Genomic DNA, 26,054 nt, shown 5'->3' with positions numbered 1-26,054 from the left:
ATGATTAAGCAATTAAAAAACAACATAACAAAATCTTTATTGATTTTGGCCATTGCAGCAGCTTTACCTGCCTGCGTAAATAAAGATGAATTTTTTCTTTTACCAGATACCGAAGGTATTGATATTGCTATTTGGGATAATGAAGGGTCTGTTCAATTACATTTAAACAGAGTTTACGATGTAACCATACCATGGTTCCCATTACAAGTACTGCCAGATAGGATTGGTGTACACCTTGCAAGTGATGAAAATTATTATCCTAATGGAGATGCAAATGCAAGAGCCGCATTAGGTATGGAAGGTATGTTAGGTGTTAACGATGTTCGTGGTATTGTAGGTAATCAATACAGAGGTAATCCTGGTGATAATAAATATTGGGATATCGCAAGATGTAATGATGCAATTACAAACATTCCAAAGGGTGGAATGGCTCAGAACAGACAACGTGAGTATTTGGGCCAGTATTATGCTTTAAGAGCAATGGCTTATTTTGAGTTGGTTAAAATTTATGGTGGTGTGCCATTAATTTTAGAGCAGCAACTTGCAAATAGTGTTTACACAGAGGGTAGAAAAACTGCGAAAGAATGTGTTGCAGCTATTGTTAGCGACTTAAATAATGCAATGACGATGTTAGAAGGCTTTAATCCGGCTGATGGCGACGGTAGAGGCAAAATGACAAAACTTATTGCTGCGTGTTTAAAAGCTAAGGTTTTGCTTTATTGGGCTAGTCCGCAGTTTAATCCAACTAACGATCCGAAACATCCTTATGTTGCAGCTAGATGGACTGAAGCTTTAGCAGCCAACAAAGAAGCTTATGATTTATGTATTGCTGCCGGCAAAAGATTAATGCCAAGCTATATCGATATTTTCCGTACTGAAGGAACAGCCAATACAGAAGCAATTTTAGTTAGAACTTATTCGAATACTATTCCAAACAGAGGTCATAATGGTGAATCGAGAAACAGGCCAACTTCAGAAGGTGGTGGATACAATCAAATGTATACGCCAACGGTGAAAATGTTAGAGTCGTACCCAATGAAAGACGGAAAACCAAGAGGAACCTCAACCGACTTTCCTTATGATCCGGTTATGTTCTGGCAGAACAGAGACCCAAGATTTGATGCAACTTTTGCAACAAACGGTAGTGTTTATCCTTTAAGTGGTAATGCGACCAGAAAGCAATGGACTTACAATAATGCGATTAACGAATCTAACGGTAACGCTGTTTATGTGAAACGTTTTACAACACCAGGTTTAGCAGTTGGTGGTGTAAGTTACTCTAATGGTGTTGGTGGTAGTGGTATGGATTGGATTGAGTTAAGATTATCTGAGGTGATGTTAAACTATGCTGATTGTTTAAATGAAACAGGAAATATCGCCTTGGCCAAGGATTTGGTAAGACAAATCAGGGTAAGGGCTGGTGTAGTTGCAGGTAATGCAGATTATGGTTTGGGTTTAGCAAATAGCACTTCCGATTTCAGAACTTTACTTTTAGCAGAAAGACAAGTAGAATTTGCATTCGAAAACAAACGAAATGCTGATTTGAGAAGAACACGTACTTTCCATTTATTAACTGGTAACATGTCTAAATTAGAAGTTTCCTTAGCAAATACAGCAGATAAAGCAATTTTAGAAGCGGTAACAAACGGTGTAATGTTTAGAGAAACCATTAATGTAAACGATAAAACGACCTACCAAAGGTATTTCAGAAATGTAACAACTACGCCAAATTTTGGTGCTTACACAATTCCTGAGTTTCATTATTTCTATACGTTTCACAACGATTTTGTGAATTTTGGTGCCAACATAGCAACAACTGTTGGTTGGCCAGGTGGTACATTTGATCCACTTGACTAAAAACTTAGAGATTATAAACTGAGCCTATCAGATTAATAAAATTAAATATGAAACCTGCATGAGTGTGCTAATAAGCTGCTCCTGCTGGCTTCATTACCTTTAAAATGTTATTCAAATGAAAACTAAAAATATTCAAAAGTTATTCCTTATTGCAATAAGTGTAATGGTATTTGCCTCTTGCAAAAAGGAATCTGAAAATATATTTACCATGTTTAAGGATGTAACCGTAACTTTTAATAACAGCGATCCGCGTTGCGTTACAGATTACAAAGTGGTAAACGAGAAAGATGAAGTATGGATTGATTTTACAATCAACTCTGCTGCAGAAGATATGTATTCTTATGTGATAGAAACTTCGGCTGGTACAACAACACCATCCCGTATTACAACTGCAATTTCAGATCCGGCACAACGGAGAAGTTTTTCTTTTATATATAAAATTCCAAACAGCTTATACCCTGCATTAAGAGATGGTAAACAAAGTTTTAGAGTGTATGCTCTAAATCAAAAAGGAATTTATATTGGTGATGGTTACAAAAAAGTAACTATTGATGTAAACCCAAGCTACAAAATTTTTGCTAACAGAGATATCTTTTTACCAGATTCTACAGCTAAAGTTTTGCCTTCATTCTTCTCATTAAATGATGCTACAAGTTTTAGCTATACCAATGGTGCTGCAAATTCTACAAAAATAGATTTTGGAATATATCGTACCCTGTATAAAGATGCGCAAGGTGTTACTCAATATGCAATCAATTTGTATAATACTACAGCACCTGCAAGTGTGTTTCCAATTTACGATACAAGTACCTGGCAAAAAAGAGCAACAAAATTTAGTGCTCCAATCACAAATCAAGGAACAGTATTTTTAACCGGCGCTATCTCAGGCTCCACTATCGAAGCATTGGCAAAAGCAAGAACCATAAATCTAAATAATACAGTTGGAACTACAGCCGCAAACGGTTTAGCTGCGGGTAGTGCTGTATTTTTCCTCACACCAGAAGGTAAATATGGAATGATGTTAATCAATCAGGTTACTACTGACTTGCAAAAAAGACCTTATATAGACGTAAGTGTTAAAATGCAAAATTAAAATGCTTGCTTAATGGCGGGTTTAGCACCGCCACTTTTATATATATTTGGTTTGAAAAAGGGGAGCAGCGATTGCTCTCCTTTTTTATTTAAGAATGTTACATTTATATATGAATTTTTTATTTACCTTGTAACACGGCTTTGTTAATGAAGTTAATTTGTTACAGGTTATTTGTCCGATTGGTAATATTATACAATAGCTAGCGAAAATTATACATTAAAAAGGCTGTTTTTGAATGCAAATTTGAAAGATAATATACTTTCTAACCAAAATTTTTAACCAGGAATTACTACAGAATGAGCCACAATTTTTAATTTAACCCATAATTTTAATAGTTAAATTTAATCTGCTTAGCTTAGTTTTTCTTACGAGCAAAACACACATGAAAAAGAACTTATTTACGCTACTATTTTCATCGGCATTAATTCTCTCAGCTGGTTCAGCTTTTGCACAATACCCAAATATTCCAGATAAGATTAAAAAAGAATCAGATTCGATGATGAAGCAAGCTTATCGTCAATCGGATATTGCATGGGAAAAGGCAAAACCAATTATTGAGCAAGAAGCCAAACAAGGAAAGCCATATATTCCATGGGCAGGCCGACCAAATGATTTACCGCAGGCAGAAATTGTTGCTTTTCCGGGTGCTGAAGGTGGTGGTGCTTACAGTTTTGGTGGTCGTGGTGGTAGAGTAATCGTTGTAAAAAACTTAAATGATAGCGGACCTGGTTCTTTGCGTGATGCTTGTGAACAAGGTGGTGCTCGTATTGTTGTTTTCAACGTTTCGGGTATCATCCGTTTAAAAACACCTCTAATTATCCGTGCACCATATATCACAATTTCTGGTCAAACTGCACCTGGTGATGGTGTTTGCGTAGCCGGAGAATCGGTTTGGTTAAACACGCACGATGTAATTGTTCGTTTTATGCGTTTCCGCAGAGGCGAAACTTTTGTTGGTCGCAGAGATGATGCCATTGGTGGAAATCCGGTAGGAAATATTATGATTGACCACGTTTCTGCAAGCTGGGGATTGGATGAAAACATGTCGATGTACCGTCACATGTACAATGATAGTACAGGGAAAATTGAAGACAAATTAGGTACGGTAAATATTACGATTCAAAATTCTATTTTTTCTGAGGCTTTAGATTATTGGAACCATGCTTTTGGTTCTACTTTGGGTGGCGAAAATTGTGCATTTGTTCGTAATCTTTGGGCAGATAATGGTGCACGTAATCCATCAATTGGCTGGAACGGCATTTTTAATTTTGCCAATAATGTGGTTTTCAACTGGAACAACCGTTCTACTGATGGCGGCGATTATACCGCTCAGTACAACATCATCAATAATTATTACAAACCCGGACCAGTAACCGAATTAAAAGATCCGATTTCTTACCGTATTTTAAAACCAGAATCTGGCCGCAGTAAATTGCCTTATGTAGTGTTCGGAAGGGCGCATGTAGAAGGAAATATTATTGAGGGAAATGAAAAGGTAACAAAAGATAACTGGAATGGTGGTGTACAGTTAGAGGATAAAAAAGGTAATTTAATGAGTTATGAGCAGGCATCGCCATATTTTGCAGCAATGCGTGTTAAAAAACCATTCCCAATGCCAAAAATATCCATCATCCCAACGCTTCAGGCGAAAGACTTTGTTTTAACAAATGTAGGGGCAACTTTACCGAAAAGAGATCCGGTTGATGCCAGAGTAATTAAGCAAGTAAGAACAGGAATTATTGAGGTTCATCCGGATGCTAAACCATCTGCTTTTCAGTTTGAGCATCGCAGATTACCTGGAGACTCATATAAACAAGGTATTATAACAGAAATTTCTCAAGTTGGTGGCTACCCTGAATATAAGGGCACGCCTTACAAAGATTCGGATAACGATGGGTTGCCTGATGCTTACGAATCGAAAAACGGTTTAAATCCGAAAGATGCTTCTGATGCAGCAAAAATTACTAAAACTGGCTATTCAAACATCGAAAATTACTTAAATAGTGTGGTTCCCGTATCAATAGTAAAACCTAATTAATATGCGTAACTGGAATGCTATTTTAGGAGTAATTGTGCTTTGTGGTGTTGGAAATGCGGCTTTAGCCCAATATCCGGTTATCCCCGAAGCGATGGAGAAGAAATCAGATTCGATAATGGCGGTTTACGCTGAAAGGGCTAATCAACAATTTTTGAAAGCCAAAGCGGTAATGGATGCAGAAGCCAAAGCAGGTAAACCTTACATTCCCTGGGCTAATAAACCAGGTGATTTACCGCAATCAAAATTGGTGGCATTTCCGGGTGCAGAAGGTGGCGGTGCTTATTCTTTTGGTGGCAGAGGTGGTAAAGTTTATGTAGTTACAAGTTTGGAAGATTCAGGAAAAGGAACTTTACGCGAAGCTTGCGAGCAAGGCGGAGCCAGAATAGTTGTATTTAATGTTGCCGGAATTATTCGCTTAAAATCGCCATTAAATATCAAAGCACCATATATAACCATTGCCGGTCAAAGTGCACCTGGCGATGGGGTTTGCATTGCAGGCGAATCTGTATTAATTGACACACATGATGTTGTGATTCGCTATATGCGTTTTCGCCGCGGGGCAACTGATGTAACACGAAGAGACGATGCGATTGGAGGAAATCCGGTAGGTAATATTATCATCGACCACGTATCGGCAAGCTGGGGTTTAGATGAAAATATGTCTATCTATCGCCATGTTTATGATAAGAAAGATGGCTCAAAGCCCGAAAAACTAGCCACAGTAAATGTAACCATCCAAAATTCAATTTTTTCTGAGGCTTTGGATACTTATAATCATGCTTTTGGAAGCACCATAGGTGGATTAAATTCTACTTTTATGCGTAATCTCTGGGCTTCAAATATTAGTAGAAACCCATCTGTTGGTATGTATGGCGATTTTGGATTTGCCAATAATGTAATTTTTAACTGGTGGAATAGAAGTGCTGATGGAGGAGATAATGCTTCATTTTATAGCTTCATCAATAATTACTACAAACCAGGACCAATTACACCTGCGGGAGAACCGATTTCTTACCGTATACTGAAACCGGAATCAGGCAGAGATAAGCGTTTTGTAAACGATTTTGGACGTGCTTACGTAACCGGAAACATCATAGAAGGCAACGAAAAAGTAACCAAAAATAACTGGGATGGCGGTATTCAGCCAGAAAGCAAACGCGATAAACAGAAATTGTTAGATTCTATCCGTACAGATAAGCCTTTACCAATGGCGAAGATTTCAATCATCGACACAAAAAAAGCATACGATTATGTTTTGGCTAACGCAGGTGCATCTTTACCCGTTCGCGATGCAGTTGATCAACGCATTGTTAAGCAAGTTGCTACAGGGAAAATTGAGGTCTTTGAAGGCGCTCATCTAACAGAAAAGCAAAGTTATGTTAAGCGAAGATTACCTGCAGATTCTTATAAGCAAGGCATAATTTCTGATATTTCTCAGGTTGGTGGTTACCCCGAATATAAAGGAAAACCTTATACTGATTCAGACGATGACGGTATTCCGGATGGTTACGAGCTGAAAAATGGTTTAAATCCAAAGGATGCTAAAGACGCAGCAAAAATTACAAAATCTGGCTATTCGAATATTGAGGTTTATTTAAATAGTTTAGTGGATATAAATAAAGTTAGGCCTTAGGCGAGTTGTAGGTTTTACGTTATAAGTAATACGTTTTAAGTTGTACGTTTTAAGTTATACGTTATAAGTAATACGTTTTAAGTTATAAGTGGTACGTTTAAGCGGAATAACTAAAGCAGAAAAACATATACTCCTCGTCATTGCGAGGCACGAAGCAAACTCACAAAAGTATATTTTGCATTAAGATTGCATCGTGCCTTGCAATGACGGAAAATATAACAAAATAAAAAATGCAAAAAACTAACCATCTATATAAAATCAAAGTATTGCCAATATTGGCTTTACTGTTTTTTGCTACAAGTATTTCTTTCGCTCAAAAAACTAAGCCTATTGAGCCACCTAAGCCTCTTTTTAAAGATAAAGATGGTAAATTGGCTTATACATCTGATGAGCAGGGCAATCGTATCCCTGATTTTTCTTTTGCCGGATATATGGCAGGCGAAAAATCAATCCCAAATGCAAACATTAAAGTAATTGTTCCATTAAAAAATGGCGATGCAACTTTGCGCATTCAATCGGCCATCAACTATGTTTCAAAATTACCTATCGGGAAAGATGGTTTACGCGGGGCAGTTTTATTAGAGAAAGGAACTTATGAAGTTGCCGGAACTTTAAAAATTTCTGCTTCAGGCGTTGTGCTTCGTGGCAAAGGAATGGGCGAAAATGGCACAAAAATTTTTGCTACAGGTTTAGATAGAATTGGCGTTATCAGAATTTTGGGTAAGCACAATAAAATTGAAGAAAAGCCGATTGCTATCAGCGATAATTACGTTCCTGTTAATTCAACCAAACTTACTGTAGCAAATGCATCGGGTTTTAAAGTTGGCGATAAAATAGTTATTCATCGTCCGTCAACTAAAGAGTGGATAGAAACCTTAAAGACCGTAGAATTTGGTGGTGGCGAAAGTGCTTTAGGTTGGAAACCTGGGACAAGAGATATTCATTTCGATAGAAAAATTACTGCTGTAAATGGCGCTGTTATTACTATTGATGTTCCAATTACCACAGCACTTGATGCTAAATTTGGTGGGGCAACCATTTCAAAATACCAATGGAATGGAAGAATTTCAAATTCTGGTGTCGAGAATATAAAGGTAGAGTCTGATTATCACAAGGAAAATATTAAAGATGAATACCATCGCTGGACAGCCATCTGTTTAGAAAACGTAGAAGATGCATGGGTTCGTCAGGTGGTTTTTGAACATTTTGCAGGTTCTGCAGTAAATGTTTTAGAAACGGCAAAGCGCATTACCGTTGAAGATTGTAAATCATTAGCACCAATTTCTGAAATTGGTGGCGAACGCAGGTTTACATTTTTAACAACTGGACAGCAAACACTTTTTCAAAGATTATATGCTGAATTTGGTTACCACGATTTTGCAGTAGGTTTCTGCGCTTCAGGTCCAAATGTTTTCGTACAATGCCAATCCTATCTGCCATTTAGTTTCAGCGGTACAATTGATAGTTGGGCATCGGGCGTTCTGTTTGATATTGTAAATATCGATGGACAAGCCTTGAGTTACTTAAACAGAGGCCAGGATGGGCAAGGTGCTGGCTGGAGTGCTGCAAACAGCGTTTTTTGGCAATGCAGTGCAGCAAGAGTAGATAATCCACAACCTCCAACAGCTCAAAACTGGGCTTTCGGAACGTGGGCCCAGTTTTCTGGAAATGGTTATTGGGATATGTCCAACGAGCAAATTCAGCCTCGCAGTTTATACTATGCTCAACTTAAAGATAGATTAGGTAATGGGGTTGAAACCAGAACATTTCTGCTACCTGTTGAAACCGAAGCCTCGAGCAGTCCGCCTGTAGATGTTGCGCAGAAATTAACCAAACTTGCAGTTAAACCCACTTTAACAGTTGCCGAATATATTGATGCAGCAACTGAGCGAAATAAAATATCAACAGAACCAAAAGATGCGAAAACGATTGATAACATTGGTTTAGATAAAGTTGTTGAAATAAAACTGGCTGAAGCCGCAACCATCAAAAATGGTTGGTTGGTACGCGGCAATCAAATTGTTGTTGGCGATAGGCAAGATGTGCCATGGTGGAGTGGTAGTGCTCGTCCGCATGGTTTAAAGAAAACTAAATTTCATGCTACCCGTTTTGTTCCTGGTCGTGAGGGAAATGGCTTAACTGATGATTTGAATGCAATAACCGATTCTATGAAAAATGGCTTGGTTAAAGTGTTAGACCATAATTATGGTCTTTGGTACGATAGAAGAAGAGACGACCATGAGCGCATTCGCCGCATGGATGGAGAAGTTTGGGCGCCGTTTTATGAGCTGCCTTTCGCCCGTAGCGGACAGGGGAAGGCCTGGGATGGTTTAAGTAAATACGACATTACAAAGTATAATCTGTGGTATTGGGATAGGTTAAAAACTTTTGCAAACCTGGCCGACCAAAAGAGCTTAATCTTAATTCACGAAAATTATTTTCAGCATAATATTATCGAAGCAGGCGCACATTATGCTGATTTTCCATGGCGTACGGCGAATAATATAAACAATACAGGTTTCCCGGAACCGGTTCCCTATGCGGGAGACAAACGTATTTTTATGGCCGAGCAGTTTTACGATATCAGCAATGAAAATCGCAAAGCGATACACAGAGCGTACATCAGGAAATGTTTAAAAAATTTCGATGGAAATACCGGCGTTATTCAATTAATCGGTGCAGAATTTACTGGTCCGCTGCATTTTGTTCAGTTTTGGATTGATACCATAAAAGATTGGGAAAAAGAAACCGGCAAACACCCGATTATTGGTTTAAGCGTAACTAAAGATGTTCAGGATGCTATTTTGGCGGATAAAGAAAGGGCAAACGTTGTGGATTTAATCGATATCAAATATTGGCATTACCAGGCAGATGGAACGGCTTATGCACCACAAGGCGGGCAAAATTTAGCGCCTCGCCAGCATGCCCGTTTACTAAAACCAAAGAAAACATCTTTCCAGGAGGTTTATCATGCGGTATCTGAATATAAAACTAAATTTCCTGAAAAGGCAGTAATGTACTCAGGAGATAATTTTGATGCTTTTGGTTGGGCAGTTTTGATGGCTGGAGGTTCTTTAAGTAATGTTCAAAATCTCGATAAGTCTGTTTTAAATGCCATATCAACATTAAAAACAATCATCCCGATAGGGAAAAATGGCCAGCAATATGGTTTGGAAAATGCAGGCAAAACTTATCTGTTTTATAACGCATCAACAGATGTTATCAGTTTAGATTTAACTAAAACTGCTGGAAAATTTAATGTGAAGATATTCAATCCTAAAACCGGTGTATTGGTTAAGGAAGAAAAAATAAATGGTCAATCTATTTCAAAAATTAATAAAGTTGGAACTGGAGATGAGCTCATCTTCATTAATAAAATATAATTATGATGCCAAAATCTAAACTATACTTTCTACTTCTTATCAGCCTGCTCGCATTTGGATGTAAAGAAAAACCCCATTTTGGTGATAAAAGTTTATTAGTATCTGATAACGGACGCTTTTTTAGTAACGGAGATGGAAAGCCGTTTTTTTGGTTAGGCGATACAGGTTGGCTGTTGTTTAGTCGTTTAAATAGGGAAGAAACCAATACTTATCTCGAGGATAGAAAGCAAAAAGGTTTTAATGTGATTCAGGTAATGGTTCTACATGATGTTGCAGCCAAAAATATCTATGGCGATTCTGCTTTGGTTGCCAAGAATGTTTCAATACCTGTTGTTACAGATAAAAGCGATTTTAAAGATTCTACCGCTTACGATTATTGGGATCATGTAGATTATGCTATTGATAAAGCTGCAGAAAAGGGTTTATATATGGCTTTGGTTCCGGTTTGGGGTACAAATGTTAAAGAGAAAAAGGTTAATGAAGCTCAAGCGAAAGCTTACGCTAAGTTTTTGGCTGATAGATATAAAGACAAATGGAATATTATTTGGTTAAATGGTGGAGATATTAGGGGCAGTGATGGCTTAAAAGTTTGGAATACAATTGGTGAAACATTAAGAGCGAACGACCCAAATCATTTAATTACGTTTCATCCAAGAGGTAGAACAGCTTCTTCAGCTTGGTTTCACGATTCGAAATGGAGCGATTTTGATATGGTTCAATCCGGCCATCGCCGTTATAACCAAGATACTTCTGCTAAAGAGAAATTGCATTATGGCGAGGATAATTGGAAGTACATAGAAGCCGATTATAAACTTAAGCCAAACAAACCAACGATTGATGGAGAGCCATCTTACGAAGATATTCCGCAAGGTTTGCATGATACAAGAGAACCTCGATGGAATGACGCTGATGTTCGCCGTTATGGCTACTGGTCGGTTTTTGCAGGTGCTTTTGGCTATACCTACGGTCATAATTCAGTAATGCAGATGTATAAAAAAACGGATTTGAAACCCGCTTATGGTCCAAATGATACCTGGGATATAGCATTGAATGCTAAGGGTGCAACGCAAATGAAATTCCTGAAAGATTTAATGCTTTCGCGTTCTTATTTCGACAGAGTGCCAGACCAAACTTTGGTTGCAGGTACTAATGGTGAAAAGTACGATCGGGTTTTAGCCACAAGGGGAGAGGAATATGCAATGTTCTACACTTACACGGGTAAAACTTTTAGTGTACAATTGGGCAAAACCGATGGCGATGATGTAACTGCATCGTGGTTTGACCCAAGAACAGGAAAAACGACTGTTATAGGGGAATTTGAAAACAAAGGCATTAAGGAATTTAATCCACCAGGTGATGCTGCAAATGGAAATGATTGGGTTTTGATATTGGATAAGGTATAGGCAGCCTTTCATTGTGAGGAGGAACGACCAAGCATTTTATTTTACAAGACAGATTGCTTCAGCTCACACAAACCCGACTTCGCAATGACGACTGCCGTGAACGTCATTGCTACTAAAGCATAGCGAAACAGAGAAATCTTTGAACTTTATATGCTGGTTCAAAGATTTCTCCACTGTGGTCGAAATGACGACCGCTACAAAAATAGTAGATAAAGGAAATTATCAAATAGAATAATAAGTGTTAAAATCATCAATCATATCATCATTTCGCTTAGCTATAATTGGCCTGGTTTTGTGTGGATTAACATCTTGCTCTAATCAAGCGTATTTATTCACTTCATTTCACGAACCTGCAAACGAAGGTTTGAGATATTTATACAGCTACGATGCCTATCATTGGACAGATTTAAATAAAACATTTCTCAAACCAGCGGTTGGTACGCAAAAAGTAATGCGTGATCCATCAATTGCTCAAGGTCCGGATGGTACATTTTATTTGGTATGGACATGCAGCTGGAAAGGAGATAAGGGTTTTGGTTACGCCAGTTCGAAGGATTTAATTCATTGGAGTGAGCAAAAATTTCTTCCGGTTATGGCGCATGAGCCTAAAACGGTTAATGTTTGGGCGCCAGAAATTTTTTATGATGACGAAAAGAAAGAATTTGTAATCATTTGGGCATCAACCATACCATTTCGTTTTGAAAAAGGTATTGAAGAGGAAGAAAATAACCATCGAATGTACAGCATCACCACGAAGGATTTTAAATCATTCTCTGAAACAAAATTATTTTTAGATCCTGGTTTTAGCGTGATTGATGCAGTAATTGTAAAACGAGCTGCCAAAGATTATGTATTGGTTTTAAAGGATAACACCCGGCCAAATCGAAATTTAAAAGTTGCTTTCGCGGATGATGCTTTAGGTCCGTATAAAAATGTTTCTGAAACATTTAGTCCGAAATTAACAGAAGGACCAACGGTTGTGAAAGTTAAAAACGATTACCTGATTTATTTTGATGCTTATGGACAAAAAACCTATTCAGCTTACAAAACATCAGATTTCAAAAATTTTAAGGATGTAAGTTCCGAGGTTTCTATCCCCGAAGGACATAAACATGGAACTATTATAAAAGTAAAAAGGAAAGTGATTGAGAGGTTGAGGAAGTAAATAACCACCTCGTCATTGCGAGGCACGAAGCAATCTAATTTGCTGATGAGATTGCTTCGTGCCTCGCAATGACGAAATGCATAATAAAATGAAAATATTTAAAATACTTTATTTAGTCTTACCATTTGTATTTGCAAAATCGCAGGCGCAAGATACCGTTCGTTATACAGGTAAAACTTTGGTTAATGCCGATTATCATCACGGGCAACTTGCGCCGGTAATTGGAGTCCACAATATTCAGACTTTCAGGGCAAACAGAGAACATCCAGAATTAGCCGAAAACTTCGGCTGGACATATAATCATGCGCCAATGTTGGCTTATTGGAACAATAAATTTTTTGTAGAATATTTGAGTGATAAGGTTGGAGAAAGCATCCCGCCAGGACAAACATTTTTGCAATCTTCTGCTGATGGTTACACCTGGACGAAACCTGATGTAATTTTTCCGGTTTACAGAATTGCAGATGGAACCACCAAAGAAGGCAGAACGGATGTAGCTAAAGATTTAGATGCGGTTATGCATCAGCGAATGGGTTTTTATGTTTCAACAAAAAATGTATTTCTTGTTTTAGGATTTTATGCCATTAGTTTTGATGCAAAAGACGACCCGAATGATGGGCATGGAATTGGTAGAGCAGTTCGAGAAATACAAGCGGATGGCAAATATGGTCCAATTTATTTTATTCATTACAATCCGGGTTATTCAGAAAAAAATACAAAATATCCGTACTATACAAAAAGCAAAAATAAAGCTTTTGTTGCTGCGTGTAATGAGTTGCTTGCCAATAAGTTAATGACGCAGCAATGGAATGAGGAAGCCGATAGAAAAGACCCATTAATTACTTTGCAAAAGCAATATAAAGCCTTTAATTATTACCATTTACCTGATGGAAGAGTAGTTGGTTTATGGAAAAATGCACTAACTGCAATTAGCAATGATAATGGTAAAGGCTGGCCCGAAAACGCCACACGTGCACCAGGTTTTGTAAATAGTAATGCCAAATTCTGGGGACAGAAAACTGCTGATGGAAATTATGCAACGGTTTATAACCCATCTGAATATAGGTGGCCTTTGGCAATTTCGACCAGTAAAAACGGTTTAGATTACACGAACTTATTATTAATTCACGGCGAAATTACACCAATGCGTTATGGTGGAAATTACAAATCTTATGGTCCGCAGTATGTTCGTGGCATTATTGAAGGTAATGGAAAACCCGCTGACGGGAAGTTGTGGGTTACCTACAGCATGAACAAGGAAGATATTTGGGTTTCTTCAGTTCCTTTGCCCGTAAATGAAAAGGCGCTGCAACATGCTGATGATGATTTTAGCAAATTAACAAAAGGAAAAGAACTTGATGATTGGAATATTTATAGTCCGCTGTGGGCGCCTGTAAAAGTAGAAAATAGCCTTTTAGTTTTAAGAGATAAAGACCCATTTGATTACGCAAAGGCTGAAAGAATTTTTCCGGCATCGAAAAAGATAATCACATCATTCTCGGTAACGCCAAAGCAAAATGATTTCGGTTTACTGGAGATTGAATTACAAGATGCAAAAGGTATGGCAAGTGTTCGCTTAACTTTTGATACAGCTGGAAATTTAAGTGGAAAAGCTGGTGCCCGTTATAAAAATTTTATGAAATATGAAGCTGGCAAAAGCTATAATATCAAATTGAAATTGGATGCGCATACCAGATTTTACACGCTTACAGTTAATGGTAAAGAAGCCTCATTAAGTTTAGCTTATCAACCAGTTGCTGATGTTTCTCGAATTGTTTTTCGTACAGGAGCAACGCGTCGTTTTCCAAATGTAGATACACCTGCCGACCAGACTTATGATTTAAAAAATGCAGGTGAATCAGAGAAAAAAGAAGCGGTTTACTCGATTAAGTATTTAAAAACGGAAGGATTTTAGGATGGGAAGGAACATTAAACACATCGTCATTGCGAGGAGGAACGACGAAGCAATCTCATTCGATAAATTAGATTGCTTCAGCTCGCACAAGCCCGGCTTCGCAATGACACATGCATTATCGTCATTGCTTGGTACAGATAGTTCCGAATTTTCGGAAAAGCAATCGCCTCTTACCGTCATTTCGAGCAGAGCCGAGAAATCTTTGAACCTAACAAAAAAGATTTCTCGACAACGTTTCACTTTGCTCGAAATGACGGGAGTGCAATCGTCATCGGGAAATGGTAAAATGTGGCAATCTTTAATGTTCACTGCAATTTTTGCATTATTTTCATTTTCCGCTAACGCAAAAATCCTGTTGCCGCAAATTTTATCGAGCAATATGGTTTTGCAACGCGATAAATCCATTAATATTTGGGGTTATGCATCTCCTGAGGAAAAAGTAGAAGTTAATTTTGCTGGTCAAACCAAACAAACTGTAACAGATAAAAACGGCAATTGGCTGGTGGTTTTAGCGCCCTTGAAAACATCTGCAAAACCGCAAACCATGACCATCAACGGCTCCAATAAAATTGAGCTCAGCAATATTTTGGTTGGCGAAGTTTGGCTTTGTTCCGGTCAATCGAACATGGAATATCAAATGCGTAAGCTGGCTAAAATTTCGAAACCTAAAAATGAAAAACTTGGTTTCCCTGCAGATGAAGTCGAAAAAGCGGAAAACGAAGAAATCAGGATTTTTCTGGTAAACAGGAAACAATTAATTAAACCTGATTCCATTCACAAAAGCTGGGCGGTTGCGAAAGATTCAGCGCTAAAGGCATTTTCAGCAGTTGGTTATTTTTTCGCCAAAGAACTACAACATAAATTAGGTATTCCTGTCGGGATAATCTCTTCTTCGGTTTCTGGCAGCGCCATAGAACCCTGGATTGCTCCCGAAGCTTTTAATCAGGAAAAATATTTTCAGAACCAAAAGGTTAGTAACGACCCTGGAAAATTTTATACACCGATGATTGAGCCACTTTCCAAATTTAAAATCCGTGGTTTTCTCTGGTATCAAGGCGAAACAAATTGCTTTTTGAATGAAACCATTAGTTATTCGTTTAAATTAAAAACATTAATTAACCTCTGGCGGAAAGCCTGGGATGAAAAGGATATGCCTTTTTACTATGTCCAGATTGCGCCATACGATTACAGTAAGCAAAAAAGTGATAAAGTAACATTGACTGTAGAAACGCTGCCGAATTTTTGGGAAGCCCAACAGCAAATATTACGTATGCCAAATACGGGAATGATTTCTACCAATGATTTGAATGATAATGGTGCTGATTTGCACCCAACCTGTAAGTGGGAAGTGGGCAGGCGACTAGCGCTTTTAGCTTTGGGCAAAACCTATCAGCAAAAAATAGATTTCTCTGGGCCGACCCTGAAAAAAAAGCGCATCTATATGCAATATGTCATTTTAAGTTTCGAAAACCTGAAATTTTTTGTGTCACCTACTAGAGATGATTTTACAGGTTTTGAAATTGCCGGTCATGATAATAAGTACACTAAAGCAACCGCTTTTCAGAAAGGTACAGACATTGTGCTGAGTGCTCCAGAAGTTAAAAACCCTAAAAAGGTTCGCTACAACTGGTCCGAAAATCCGAAAGGAAATTTATATAATAATGGTTTACCAGCTTTACCTTTCCGAACAGATAATCCTTTAACCAATCAATTTAAACCCAATTAATGAGACTTAGATTTTTACTTTTCTTTTGTTTGGTAGTGATGTTTGATGCTGTGAAAGCTCAGCAAACGGAGAAATTATATCTTTCAGGAACTGGAAATGATAATACCGTAAATTGGGATTTCTTCTGTACGGCAGGTGCAAATTCGGGTAAATGGACAACTATTCCTGTGCCTTCAAATTGGGAATTGCAAGGCTTTGGAAAATACAACTACGGTTTTAATAAGGATGAAAATAAAGGTAAAGAACAAGGATTGTACAAGTTCAATTTTAAAGTTCCGGCAAATTGGAAAAACCAAAAAATCAATATTGTTTTTGAAGGTTCGATGACCGATACGGAAGTGAAAATTAACGGAAAACTAGCTGGAGAGGTTCACCAGGGTTCTTTTTACGTTTTCAAATACGATATATCCAAACTGATTAAACTTGGCGCCGATAATCTATTGGAAGTTAAAGTATCCAAACATTCTGCTAATCAATCGGTAAATGAAGCCGAACGCAAAGCAGATTACTGGATTTTTGGCGGCATTTTCAGGCCGGTTTATATAGAGGCTTTACCACAAACTCACATTGATAGGGTTCAGATTGACGCAAAAGCCAACGGAATTTTAAATGCTCAATTGAATTTTACTGGCGATGCGGATAAAGTTGAAGTGCAACTTATGCAAAAGGATGGCAAGAAATTCGGCAACAAATTCGCGGCTGATATTCCAAAAGGCACTCAGAAATTGTTTGTAAATCATCAATTTGATAAGCCTGAATTATGGTCTTCAGAATTTCCAAATCTCTACACCGCAAACTTTACCTTAATCAAAAAAGGGAAAGAAATTCATCAGGTAACAAAGAAAATCGGTTTCAGAACGGTAGAAGTAAAAGAACGTGATGGCGTTTACGTAAATGGTGTTAAAATGAAGTTTAAAGGCGTAAACCGCCATTCTTTCTATCCAACATCAGGCCGAACAACGAGCAAAAAAATCAGTATTGCTGATGTATTGTTGATGAAAGAAATGAACATGAACGCGGTGCGGATGTCGCATTACCCACCCGATGGACATTTTTTGGATGTCTGCGATTCTCTGGGTTTGTTCGTTATGGATGAATTGGCTGGATGGCATGGCAATTACGATAAGCCAACCGGAACAAAATTGTTAAAAGAGATGATGTTGAATGATGAAAATCATCCATCGATTATATTTTGGGCTAATGGAAATGAAGGCGGTCATAACCGAGATTTAGACCATATTTTTCCTGAAGAAGATATTCAAAAACGTGCTGTAATTCATCCATGGGAAGTTTTTGGCGGCTTTGAAACCACACATTACCGTGAGTTTAATTACGGCATAGGAAATTACGACCATGGGCATAATATTTTAATGCCAACCGAATTTTTGCATGGCATGTGGGATGGCGGTCATGGTGCCGGAATTGAAGATTATTGGACTGCTATGTGGAATAATCCACTTTCTGCCGGTGGTTTTTTATGGGATTTTGCCGACCAAGCCGTTGTGCGTACTGATAAAAATGGCGAATTGGATACGGATGGAAATCATGGTCCGGATGGAATTGTTGGACCTTATCATGAAAAAGAAGGCAGCTTTTTTACCATTAAAGAAGTTTGGAGCCCGGTTTTTGTCGAAAAAAGAGAAATGACCACTGGTTTTGATGGCTCGTTTTTGCTGGAAAACAGATACGCCTTCACCAATCTAAATCAATGTACTTTCACCTGGAAGTTGAAAAAATTAAATGCTGGCGCAGATGCCGATTTAAAATCAGGCAAAGCCGATGCCCCAAATGTTAAACCTTTTGAGAAAGGAAAATTGCAAATCAATCTTCCGGCAGATTGGAGAAATTTCGATGCACTGTATTTAACGGCGAATGGCCCTGATGGAAAGGAACTTTTTACCTGGAGCTATCCAATTGCTTTGCCAAAAGATGATGCTAACGAAATGGTAGTTAAAACTGCTTCATCAAAAGTTATTTTAAAAGAGGATGCTAAAGTTTATCAGGTTTCTGCAAATGGAATCGATTTAACATTTAATAAAGTTAACGGACTGCTGCAGCAGGCTAAAAATGCAAAGGGTGTAATTCCATTTTCAAACGGCCCCGTTTTACAGGATGCGGTAAATAATTTCAAAAATTTCTCAACCAAAATGGATGGGGAGAATTTAATTATTTCATCAAAGTTTGATAAAAAGGAAAGCTGGAATACTTTGCAGTGGACAATTTATCCATCAGGATGGTTAAAAATGGAAGTCAAATATTTTCCGTCAGCATATTTCACAACATTTGTTGGCTTAAATTTTTCGTATCCCGAAACAGAAATTAAATCCGTTGAATATAAAGGAAATGGTCCGTATCGTGTATGGAAAAACCGTATGAAAGGTACACAATTCGGTATATTTAAAAAGGATTATAATGATTCTGCAACGGGAGAACCAGCCTGGCAGTATCCTGAATTTAAAGGATACTATTCAAATTTGTATTGGTGCGAATTTGTGGGGAAAACGCAGAATTTTAAAGTGGTAACCGATAGGGAAGATGTATTTTTAAGATTATTTACGCCAAAAAAATCTAAAGATACGGAATGGGATAATATGAGTCCGACTTTTCCAAACGGCGATATTTCTTTTATGAACGGGATATCAGCCATAGGAACGAAGACACAAAAACCGGAAACTACCGGACCAATGGGCATGAAACACGTTTTTTATGATTTTGATAAGGAACCGGGCAGAGCTTTAGAAATGGTGTTGTATTTTGATTTTTCTCTCGATACGTCGTCATTGCGAGGTACGAAGCAATCTGATAAGTAAAATGATTTGACAAAAAAAAAGATAGATTGCTTCGGTTCGCTCAAATCCAGCCTCGCAATGACGATGATGGCTGCCGTCATTGCGAGGAGGCACGACCAAGCAATCTCAATTGAAAAAAGGTTAGATTGCTTCGGTTCGCTCAAACCCAACCTCGCAATGACGATGATGGCTGCCGTCATTGCGAGGAGGCACGCTGAAGCAATCTCAATTGAAAAAAGATTAGATTGCTTCGGCTCGCGCTAATCCAGCCTCGCAATGACGATAGTATAGAAATTAATTGAATGAATTTTAAAACCTACATATTAATCATCAGCATCTGCATCACGTTAGTTGGGCAAGCTTTTGCGCAAATTACTTTACAAAACACAACTTGCGAAATGCTGACTAATCCGGTAGGAATTGATGCAGAAAAGCCACGGTTTGCCTGGCATATTATCGCTAAAGAACGCAATGTAATGCAAACGGCTTATCAGCTTTTAGCCTCTTCATCAGAAGAAAAATTAAAAGCGAACGAGGGCGATATTTGGGATTCGGGAAGGGTAAATTCATCAGAATCTATCCATGTTAATTATGATGGAGAACCACTTAAAAGTCGTTTAAAAGTTTACTGGAAAGTTAAAATCTGGACAAATGTCGGACAAAGTGAATGGTCGGCGGTTAACTCATTTTCTATGGGTTTGTTAAATTACAAAGACTGGCCAAAAGGTTGGATTGGTTTCGACAGAGCCTTCCCATGGGATAATATTAAAACAGATTCGAGGTTATCTGCAAGGTATTTCAGGAAAGAATTTCAAAGCAACAAAACCGTGAAATCTGCAACGGCATCCATCATTGGTTTAGGGTTGTACGAACTATTCATCAATGGTAAAAAAATTGGCGAAGATGTTTTAAAACCAACCGCTACAGATTACACCCGCAATGTAAAATACAACACTTACGATGTTACATCACACATCATTAATGGCAAAAATGCTGTTGGAGCTATTTTAGGCAATGGTCGTTTCTTCGCTATGCGCCAAAATGAAAAGCCATATAAAATTAAAACTTTTGGTTTCCCGAAAATGCTTTTGAACATTCATATTGTTTACAGCGATGGTTCAATTGCAAATATCGATACAGACGATAGTTGGAAAGGAACGACAGATGGCCCAATCCGAACCAATAATGAATATGATGGCGAGGAATACGATGCAACGAAAGAAGCTGCTGGTTGGAATACTGTAGGTTTTGATGATAGCAAATGGGCGAAAGCAGAATTTGTACAGGAACCTAGCGGAATTATTGAAGCCCAAATGAATGAAAATATGCGTGTGATGAATACGCTTAAACCTATTTCGATTTCAAAATTATCTGGTGGTAGATACGTACTTGATATGGGGCAAAACATGGTTGGCTGGTTGCAGATAAAGGTTAAAGGCTTGCGTGGAAAACAAATCAAACTACGCTTTGCCGAATCTTTGCAAGATAATGGTGAACTTTTTACATCAAATCTTCGCAATGCGAAATGTACCGATTTATACACTTTAAAAGGCGGCGAGACAGAAACCTGGGAACCGACATTTACTTACCGCGGTTTCAGATATGTGGAATTAAGCGGTTTTACTTATCAGCCATCTGTAAATGATTTCGTAGGCAAAATGATTTACGATAATATTAAAACCGTAGGAACTTTTGAAACATCGGATGCGCTAACGAATCAGATTTTTAAAAATGCCTGGTGGGGAATTGCAGGGAATTATAAAGGCATTCCGATTGATTGCCCGCAACGGAACGAGCGCATGCCTTGGCTTGGTGATAGAGGTGCGGTTGCCTATGGCGAAAGTTTCGTTTTTGATAATGGCAGATTTTATACAAAATGGTTGCAAGATATTCGGAATTCACAAAAAGGAGATGGTGCAATTCCTGATGTTGCACCGGCATTTTGGAGGTATTACAGCGACAATATGACCTGGCCAGGGGCAATGCTCTTGGTTACGGAAATGGTTTACAAACAAACTGGCGATGTTTCTACCGTTCGTGATAATTATCCGGCGATGAAAAAATGGTTGGCTTATATGCAAAGCCGTTACATGCAGGATTATATTTTAACCAAGGATAGTTATGGCGATTGGTGCATGCCGCCAATTACCATCGAATTTGGCAGAGGAAAAAGTGCCGATAAAAAGTATCCTTCTGCATTAATTTCTACAGCCTATTATTATCATTTCACAAAGTTGATGATGCAGTTTGCTAAAGCCATTGGTAAAGAAGAAGACATTAAAAATTATGAGGATTTGGGTAATAAAATTAAAGACGCTTTCAACCAAAAATATTATAATGAGAAAGGTTATTATGCATCAAATGCTTTAACCGATAACATTATTCCACTTTATTTCGGAATGGTGCCTCAGAATAAAGTGGATGACGTTTTTAAAAATATTACCCATACCATCGAAGTATCCAATAAAGGGCATTTAAGTAATGGTTTGGTCGGAATACAATGGCTTATGCGCTGTTTAAATGATTTCGGTCGCCCGGATTTAGCCTACACCATTGCCACAAAAAAAACATACCCAAGTTGGGGTTATATGGTTGATAATGGCGCAACTACCATTTGGGAATTATGGAATGGGAACACCGCCGACCCTAAAATGAATTCGCAAAATCATGTGATGATGCTGGGCGATTTACTAATCTGGTATTATGAAAACGTTGCCGGAATTAAATCCGAAAATGCTGCTTTTAAGCAGATTACTTTAAAACCAGAAATGATTAATGGTTTGAATTTGGTTAATGCAAGTTATAATTCAGTTTATGGAATGATTAAAAGTAATTATACTAAAACTGGTAGCAAGTTTAATTGGAAAGTAACTGTGCCGCCAAATACATCGGCACAGGTTTATGTTCCTGCAAATAACAGAAATGAAGTTTCGGAAGTAGTGAAATCGATTAAAGAATTAAAATTTATAAAAATGGATAATGGCAGGGCAGTTTATGAAGTAGGTTCTGGCGATTATGAGTTTGTAGTAGAAGGGAAATAGATAAAGTGGTTATGACGAGTGGAGTGCAACTTTATGGTCGAAATGACGAAGAAGTGTAATTAAGCATTTTATTTCGCCTCATGACAACCATTTATAGAAAATTGATTAAAAGTAATTATGTTAAAAAGAAAATTATACATCACGATAGGACTTGTTATCGCTTTAGCAATAACGGCGAAAGCGCAAGTAGAAAAATGGCAAAAGGGCGTTGTAAAGCAAGAGTATTTGTACGAAAAAGCACCATTTCCATCATGTCATTCGGCAACCCTTGCTGAAACGCCAACAGGTTTGGTCGCTTCATTTTTTGGAGGTACAAAAGAAAGAAACCCCGATGTAGAAATATATATTAGCCGTTATGTTGATGGAAAATGGCTAGCTCCGGTTTCTGCGGCAAATGGTATTCAGCCGGATGGTAAGAGATTACCAACATGGAACCCGGTTTTGTATCAGGTTCCAGGCGGAGATTTACTGCTTTTTTACAAAATCGGTCCTAAACCCTCTGAATGGTGGGGATTAATGAAAACATCAAAAGATGGCGGATTAACATGGTCTGAGGCTACTAAACTTCCTGATGGTTACATTGGCCCGGTAAAAAATAAGCCAGTTTTATTAAGCAACGGAAATCTTTTTGCTCCATCAAGCAGAGAAGGTAATGGCTGGAAAATTCATTTTGAGGTTACCAAAGATAATGGCAAAACCTGGAGAACAGTTGGCCCAATTGCCGAAAATGGAATTAAAGCCATTCAACCAAGTATTTTACAACATGGAAATGGTAAACTTCAAATTTTGGCCAGAACTGCAAATAGGGCAATTGTTGAGTCGTGGTCTGAAGACAACGGAGAAACCTGGTCGGCATTAACCAAAACATCTTTACCAAATAACAATTCGGGTACGGATGCAGTTACGATGAAAGACGGTCGACATGTTTTAGTTTATAACCATGTTTTACCTCCCGGCGATTTAGCAAAAGGTCCGAGAACGCCGTTAAATGTTTCGGTTTCTAAAGATGGAAAGGCATGGTCTGCAGCTTTGATTTTAGAAGATTCGCCGATTAGTCAATATTCTTATCCCGCTGTTATTCAAACCGCTGATGGTATGCTGCATTTTATTTACACCTGGAGAAGAGAAAAAATTAAACATGTAGTTGTAGACCCATCAAAACTAAAGCTTAAGAAAATTAAGAATGGCGTTTGGCCAAAGCTAAATGGATATACAGCACCGGTAATTACAGAAACTAAAAACGAAGAGCCATGAGAAAGATTGAGAAATCATCACGAAATGCCATCATTTCGACCGAAGTTGAGAAATCTTTTAAGTTAGTTACAAAGATTGCTTCGGTTGATGAAAAACCAAACCTCGCAATGACGACCGCTGTGTATGCTCCACGTATCGCCACCTCGTCATTGCGAGGAGCCACGACGAAACAATCTAATTTCTTTATAGAGATTGCTTCGGTTGATGAAAAATCAAACCTCGCAATGACGACCGTTGTATCTGCTCCATGTATCGCCACCTCGTCATTGCGAGGAGGCACGACGAAGCAATCTAATTTCTTTGTAGAGATTGCTTCGGTTGATGAAAAATCAAACGTTGCAATGATGATAGGTTGCTCTTCATTACTAGATAAAGCTCGTTCCGGTTTTTCGGGAAAGCAATCACTTTTAAAATATAAAAATGTTATTAACTTTTTCTTGCTGTTTCTTAGCTTGTTTTTTTGTGCTTTTACAAGCCTCTATGCCCAAACTCAAAACTCTGATAAACTCTATAAAAAACCGCTAACAGACGTTCTGAAAGAAATTCAAACGCGTTTCAAAGTTCAAATAAAATACAGTGAGCCACAGGTACAAGATAAATGGGTTAATTATGCCGAGTGGCGATTTCGGGCCGATGTAGATGAAACTTTAGCTAACGTTTTAGCGCCTTTGGATATGAAAGTAAACAAAGAAAAGCCGGGCGTTTATAAGTTAAAGGAATATGAATATTATCGTTGGGAAGTTCTGGATGGGTGGAACTACCTGGACAGTTTAGCTACAAAATATTCTGATAAAAACAGTTGGGAAAAACGTAAGGAAGAAATAAAACCGGAGCTTTATAAAGCCTTGTTATTGTCTCCGTTGCCAGAAAAACCAAATTCAAAGCCAATTGTAACAGCTAAAAGAATTTTTGATGGTTATTCGGTTGAAAACATTGCTTTAGAGATACTTCCCGGTGTGTGGATTAATGGTTCTTTGTATAAACCACTTAAGGCAAAAGGAAAAATTCCGGTTATTTTAAGTCCCGACGGACACTGGGAGAAACAACGTTACCGTGCCGATTGTCAACTGCGTTGCGCCACAATTGCACGTATGGGCGCTATGGCTTTCAGCTACGATTTATTTGCCTGGGGCGAATCGATGTTGCAATTTAAATATGAAGACCATCGCAAAAGTTTAGCTCAAACCATTCAAACCTTGGGTGGAATAAGGATTTTAGATTATTTCTCATCACTTAAAGAAACAGATACAAACCGAATTGGCATTAGTGGTGGCTCGGGCGCCGGAAGTCATTCAATTTTAATGACCGCAATGGACGAAAGAATAAAATTAAGTGCTCCGGTTGTAGCCATGTCGTCATACTTTTATGGTGGTTGCCCATGCGAAAGCGGTATGCCAATCCATCAGTGTGCAGGCGGAACAGATAATGTGGAGCTAGCCGCAATGGCTGCACCTCGACCGCAACTTTTAGTTTCAGATGGTGGCGACTGGACAGCGCATACACCTGAACACGATTTTCCGTATTTACAAAAAATGTATGGTTATTATGGTGTGAAGAATAAAGTTGAAAATGTTCACTTGCCTGCGGAGAAGCATGATTTTGGCATCAATAAACGCATTGCGCTTTACGATTTTTTGATTAAGAATTTCAAGCTTAATGCATCGGCGGTTAAGGATAAAATGGGTAAATATGATGAAAGTAAAGTAACCATCGAGAAAGAAAACGCATTGTATGTATTTGGCGATAATGGTGAGAAATTGCCTAAAAATGCGGTTATGGGATTCGAAAACCTAGAGAAATTATTCCCATCAAACACTACGAAATAAATGGAGCAAAACAGGAGAACTTTTATCTCAAACGCCGCTTTGCTAACCGGTGCTTTGCTTTTGCCAAATATATTACTGGCATCAGCAAAGAAAAGCAGATATAAAATAGCAGTAATCGATTTAATGATTCTTAAGCGTCAAAAAATTAGTGCTTTACCATTAGCGAAAGAAATCGGTGCAGATGGATTGGAACTGGATATGGGCGGCTTAGGCAATAGAGAAACATTTGATAATAAACTGGCCGACCCAAAAATCCGTGATGAATATTTAGCTAAAGCAAAGGAGTTAAATCTGGAGTTTTGCTCATTAGCCATGACCGGTTTTTACGCTCAATCTTTCGCAACACGGCCAACTTATCAAAAAATGATTCAGGATTGTTTGGATACTGCCAAGGCGATGAATATCAAAGTTGCGTTTCTTCCTTTGGGAGTTCAGGGCGATTTGGTTAAAAATCCAGAATTGCGACCAGCAATTATCGAGAGGCTAAAAATTGCCGGACAGATGGCTGCAAAATCAGGAGTTATAATCGGGATAGAAACTTCCTTAGATGCTCGCGAAGAACTAAAATTGCTTAAAGAAATTGGTTCTAAAAATGTTAAAAGCTATTTCAACTTCTCAAACGCGATTAAAAACGGAAGAGATTTGCACGAGGAATTACGGATTCTTGGTAGGAAAAATATTATCCAAATCCATGCAACAAATGAAGACGGTGTTTGGCTACAGAACGACCCAAAAATCAATTTATTAAAGGTTAAGGAAACCCTTGATGATATGCGTTGGAGCGGTTGGCTGGTTATTGAAAGAAGCAGAGATGCAACACAACCAACCAACGTGAAATATAATTTTACCGCCAATACAAGCTATTTAAAGTCGGTTTTTCAAAATCATAGTTCGTCATTGCGAGGTGCTAAGCAATCTCATTAATAGATTT

Annotated in this window: 14 protein-coding genes; all 14 read left to right on the top strand. The window is 38.2% G+C overall.

Annotated elements, in window-relative coordinates:
• The 14 genes from LUA90_RS10470 (at window position 1) to LUA90_RS10405 (ending at window position 26,047) form a co-directional block, all read left to right on the top strand.
• Window positions 1–1,857, top strand: coding sequence for a RagB/SusD family nutrient uptake outer membrane protein (locus LUA90_RS10470; RefSeq protein WP_231490930.1), 1,857 nt, complete (start codon window positions 1–3; stop codon window positions 1,855–1,857).
• Between the two features lie 115 nt (window positions 1,858–1,972).
• The gene (locus LUA90_RS10465; protein WP_231490929.1) at window positions 1,973–2,950 is read left to right on the top strand and encodes a hypothetical protein; all 978 of its coding nucleotides are present in this window, start codon (window positions 1,973–1,975) and stop codon (window positions 2,948–2,950) included.
• A gap of 382 nt (window positions 2,951–3,332) precedes the next feature.
• The gene (locus tag LUA90_RS10460; protein WP_231490928.1) at window positions 3,333–4,988 is read left to right on the top strand and encodes a polysaccharide lyase family 1 protein; all 1,656 of its coding nucleotides are present in this window, start codon (window positions 3,333–3,335) and stop codon (window positions 4,986–4,988) included.
• Between the two features lies 1 nt (window position 4,989).
• On the top strand, window positions 4,990–6,621 hold the full coding sequence (locus LUA90_RS10455) for a polysaccharide lyase family 1 protein (RefSeq protein WP_231490927.1): 1,632 nt from the start codon (window positions 4,990–4,992) through the stop codon (window positions 6,619–6,621).
• 230 nt (window positions 6,622–6,851) lie between these two features.
• Complete coding sequence (locus LUA90_RS10450; RefSeq protein WP_231490926.1) at window positions 6,852–10,004, top strand: DUF6298 domain-containing protein; 3,153 nt, start codon at window positions 6,852–6,854, stop codon at window positions 10,002–10,004.
• 2 nt (window positions 10,005–10,006) lie between these two features.
• Window positions 10,007–11,407, top strand: a complete 1,401-nt coding sequence (locus tag LUA90_RS10445; protein WP_231490925.1) for a glycoside hydrolase family 140 protein — start codon at window positions 10,007–10,009, stop codon at window positions 11,405–11,407.
• A gap of 238 nt (window positions 11,408–11,645) precedes the next feature.
• A complete protein-coding gene (locus LUA90_RS10440; RefSeq protein WP_231490924.1) occupies window positions 11,646–12,572 on the top strand; it encodes a glycoside hydrolase family 43 protein in 927 nt (308 codons plus the stop codon).
• An 88-nt stretch (window positions 12,573–12,660) separates the two neighbouring features.
• The gene (locus LUA90_RS10435) at window positions 12,661–14,487 is read left to right on the top strand and encodes an exo-alpha-sialidase (protein ID WP_231490923.1); all 1,827 of its coding nucleotides are present in this window, start codon (window positions 12,661–12,663) and stop codon (window positions 14,485–14,487) included.
• A 103-nt stretch (window positions 14,488–14,590) separates the two neighbouring features.
• Window positions 14,591–16,213, top strand: coding sequence for a sialate O-acetylesterase (locus tag LUA90_RS10430; protein WP_231490922.1), 1,623 nt, complete (start codon window positions 14,591–14,593; stop codon window positions 16,211–16,213).
• Window positions 16,213–19,023: a glycoside hydrolase family 2 TIM barrel-domain containing protein gene (locus LUA90_RS10425; RefSeq protein ID WP_231490921.1), complete on the top strand. Its 2,811-nt coding sequence runs from the start codon at window positions 16,213–16,215 to the stop codon at window positions 19,021–19,023. Before LUA90_RS10430 ends, LUA90_RS10425 begins: the two co-directional genes overlap by 1 nt.
• Before the next feature lie 281 nt (window positions 19,024–19,304).
• Complete coding sequence (locus tag LUA90_RS10420; RefSeq protein ID WP_231490920.1) at window positions 19,305–22,043, top strand: alpha-L-rhamnosidase; 2,739 nt, start codon at window positions 19,305–19,307, stop codon at window positions 22,041–22,043.
• A 117-nt stretch (window positions 22,044–22,160) separates the two neighbouring features.
• Window positions 22,161–23,297: an exo-alpha-sialidase gene (locus tag LUA90_RS10415; protein WP_231490919.1), complete on the top strand. Its 1,137-nt coding sequence runs from the start codon at window positions 22,161–22,163 to the stop codon at window positions 23,295–23,297.
• On the top strand, window positions 23,294–25,123 hold the full coding sequence (locus LUA90_RS10410) for an acetylxylan esterase (protein WP_231490918.1): 1,830 nt from the start codon (window positions 23,294–23,296) through the stop codon (window positions 25,121–25,123). The genes LUA90_RS10415 and LUA90_RS10410 overlap by 4 nt, the downstream gene beginning before the upstream one ends.
• Entirely contained in the window at window positions 25,124–26,047 is a 924-nt protein-coding gene (locus tag LUA90_RS10405) for a sugar phosphate isomerase/epimerase (protein WP_231490917.1), read from the top strand. It abuts the gene before it with no gap.
• Window positions 26,048–26,054 lie beyond the last annotated feature (7 nt).

Source organism: Pedobacter sp. Leaf170, from assembly GCF_920984665.1.
GTDB lineage: Bacteria > Bacteroidota > Bacteroidia > Sphingobacteriales > Sphingobacteriaceae > Pedobacter.
The sequence above is the reverse complement of the archived record's forward strand: the minus strand, read 5'-3'. Positions and strand labels throughout refer to the sequence as shown.

Excerpts from the sequence above, each read along its gene's own strand:
- LUA90_RS10470 (WP_231490930.1), top strand. The coding sequence starts at position 1 with ATGATTAAGCAATTAAAAAACAACATAACAAAATCTTTATTGATTTTG.
- LUA90_RS10465 (WP_231490929.1), top strand. The coding sequence starts at position 1,973 with ATGAAAACTAAAAATATTCAAAAGTTATTCCTTATTGCAATAAGTGTA.
- LUA90_RS10460 (WP_231490928.1), top strand. The coding sequence starts at position 3,333 with ATGAAAAAGAACTTATTTACGCTACTATTTTCATCGGCATTAATTCTC.
- LUA90_RS10455 (WP_231490927.1), top strand. The coding sequence starts at position 4,990 with ATGCGTAACTGGAATGCTATTTTAGGAGTAATTGTGCTTTGTGGTGTT.
- LUA90_RS10450 (WP_231490926.1), top strand. The coding sequence starts at position 6,852 with ATGCAAAAAACTAACCATCTATATAAAATCAAAGTATTGCCAATATTG.
- LUA90_RS10445 (WP_231490925.1), top strand. The coding sequence starts at position 10,007 with ATGATGCCAAAATCTAAACTATACTTTCTACTTCTTATCAGCCTGCTC.
- LUA90_RS10435 (WP_231490923.1), top strand. The coding sequence starts at position 12,661 with ATGAAAATATTTAAAATACTTTATTTAGTCTTACCATTTGTATTTGCA.
- LUA90_RS10430 (WP_231490922.1), top strand. The coding sequence starts at position 14,591 with ATGACACATGCATTATCGTCATTGCTTGGTACAGATAGTTCCGAATTT.
- LUA90_RS10425 (WP_231490921.1), top strand. The coding sequence starts at position 16,213 with ATGAGACTTAGATTTTTACTTTTCTTTTGTTTGGTAGTGATGTTTGAT.
- LUA90_RS10420 (WP_231490920.1), top strand. The coding sequence starts at position 19,305 with ATGAATTTTAAAACCTACATATTAATCATCAGCATCTGCATCACGTTA.
- LUA90_RS10415 (WP_231490919.1), top strand. The coding sequence starts at position 22,161 with ATGTTAAAAAGAAAATTATACATCACGATAGGACTTGTTATCGCTTTA.
- LUA90_RS10410 (WP_231490918.1), top strand. The coding sequence starts at position 23,294 with ATGAGAAAGATTGAGAAATCATCACGAAATGCCATCATTTCGACCGAA.
- LUA90_RS10405 (WP_231490917.1), top strand. The coding sequence starts at position 25,124 with ATGGAGCAAAACAGGAGAACTTTTATCTCAAACGCCGCTTTGCTAACC.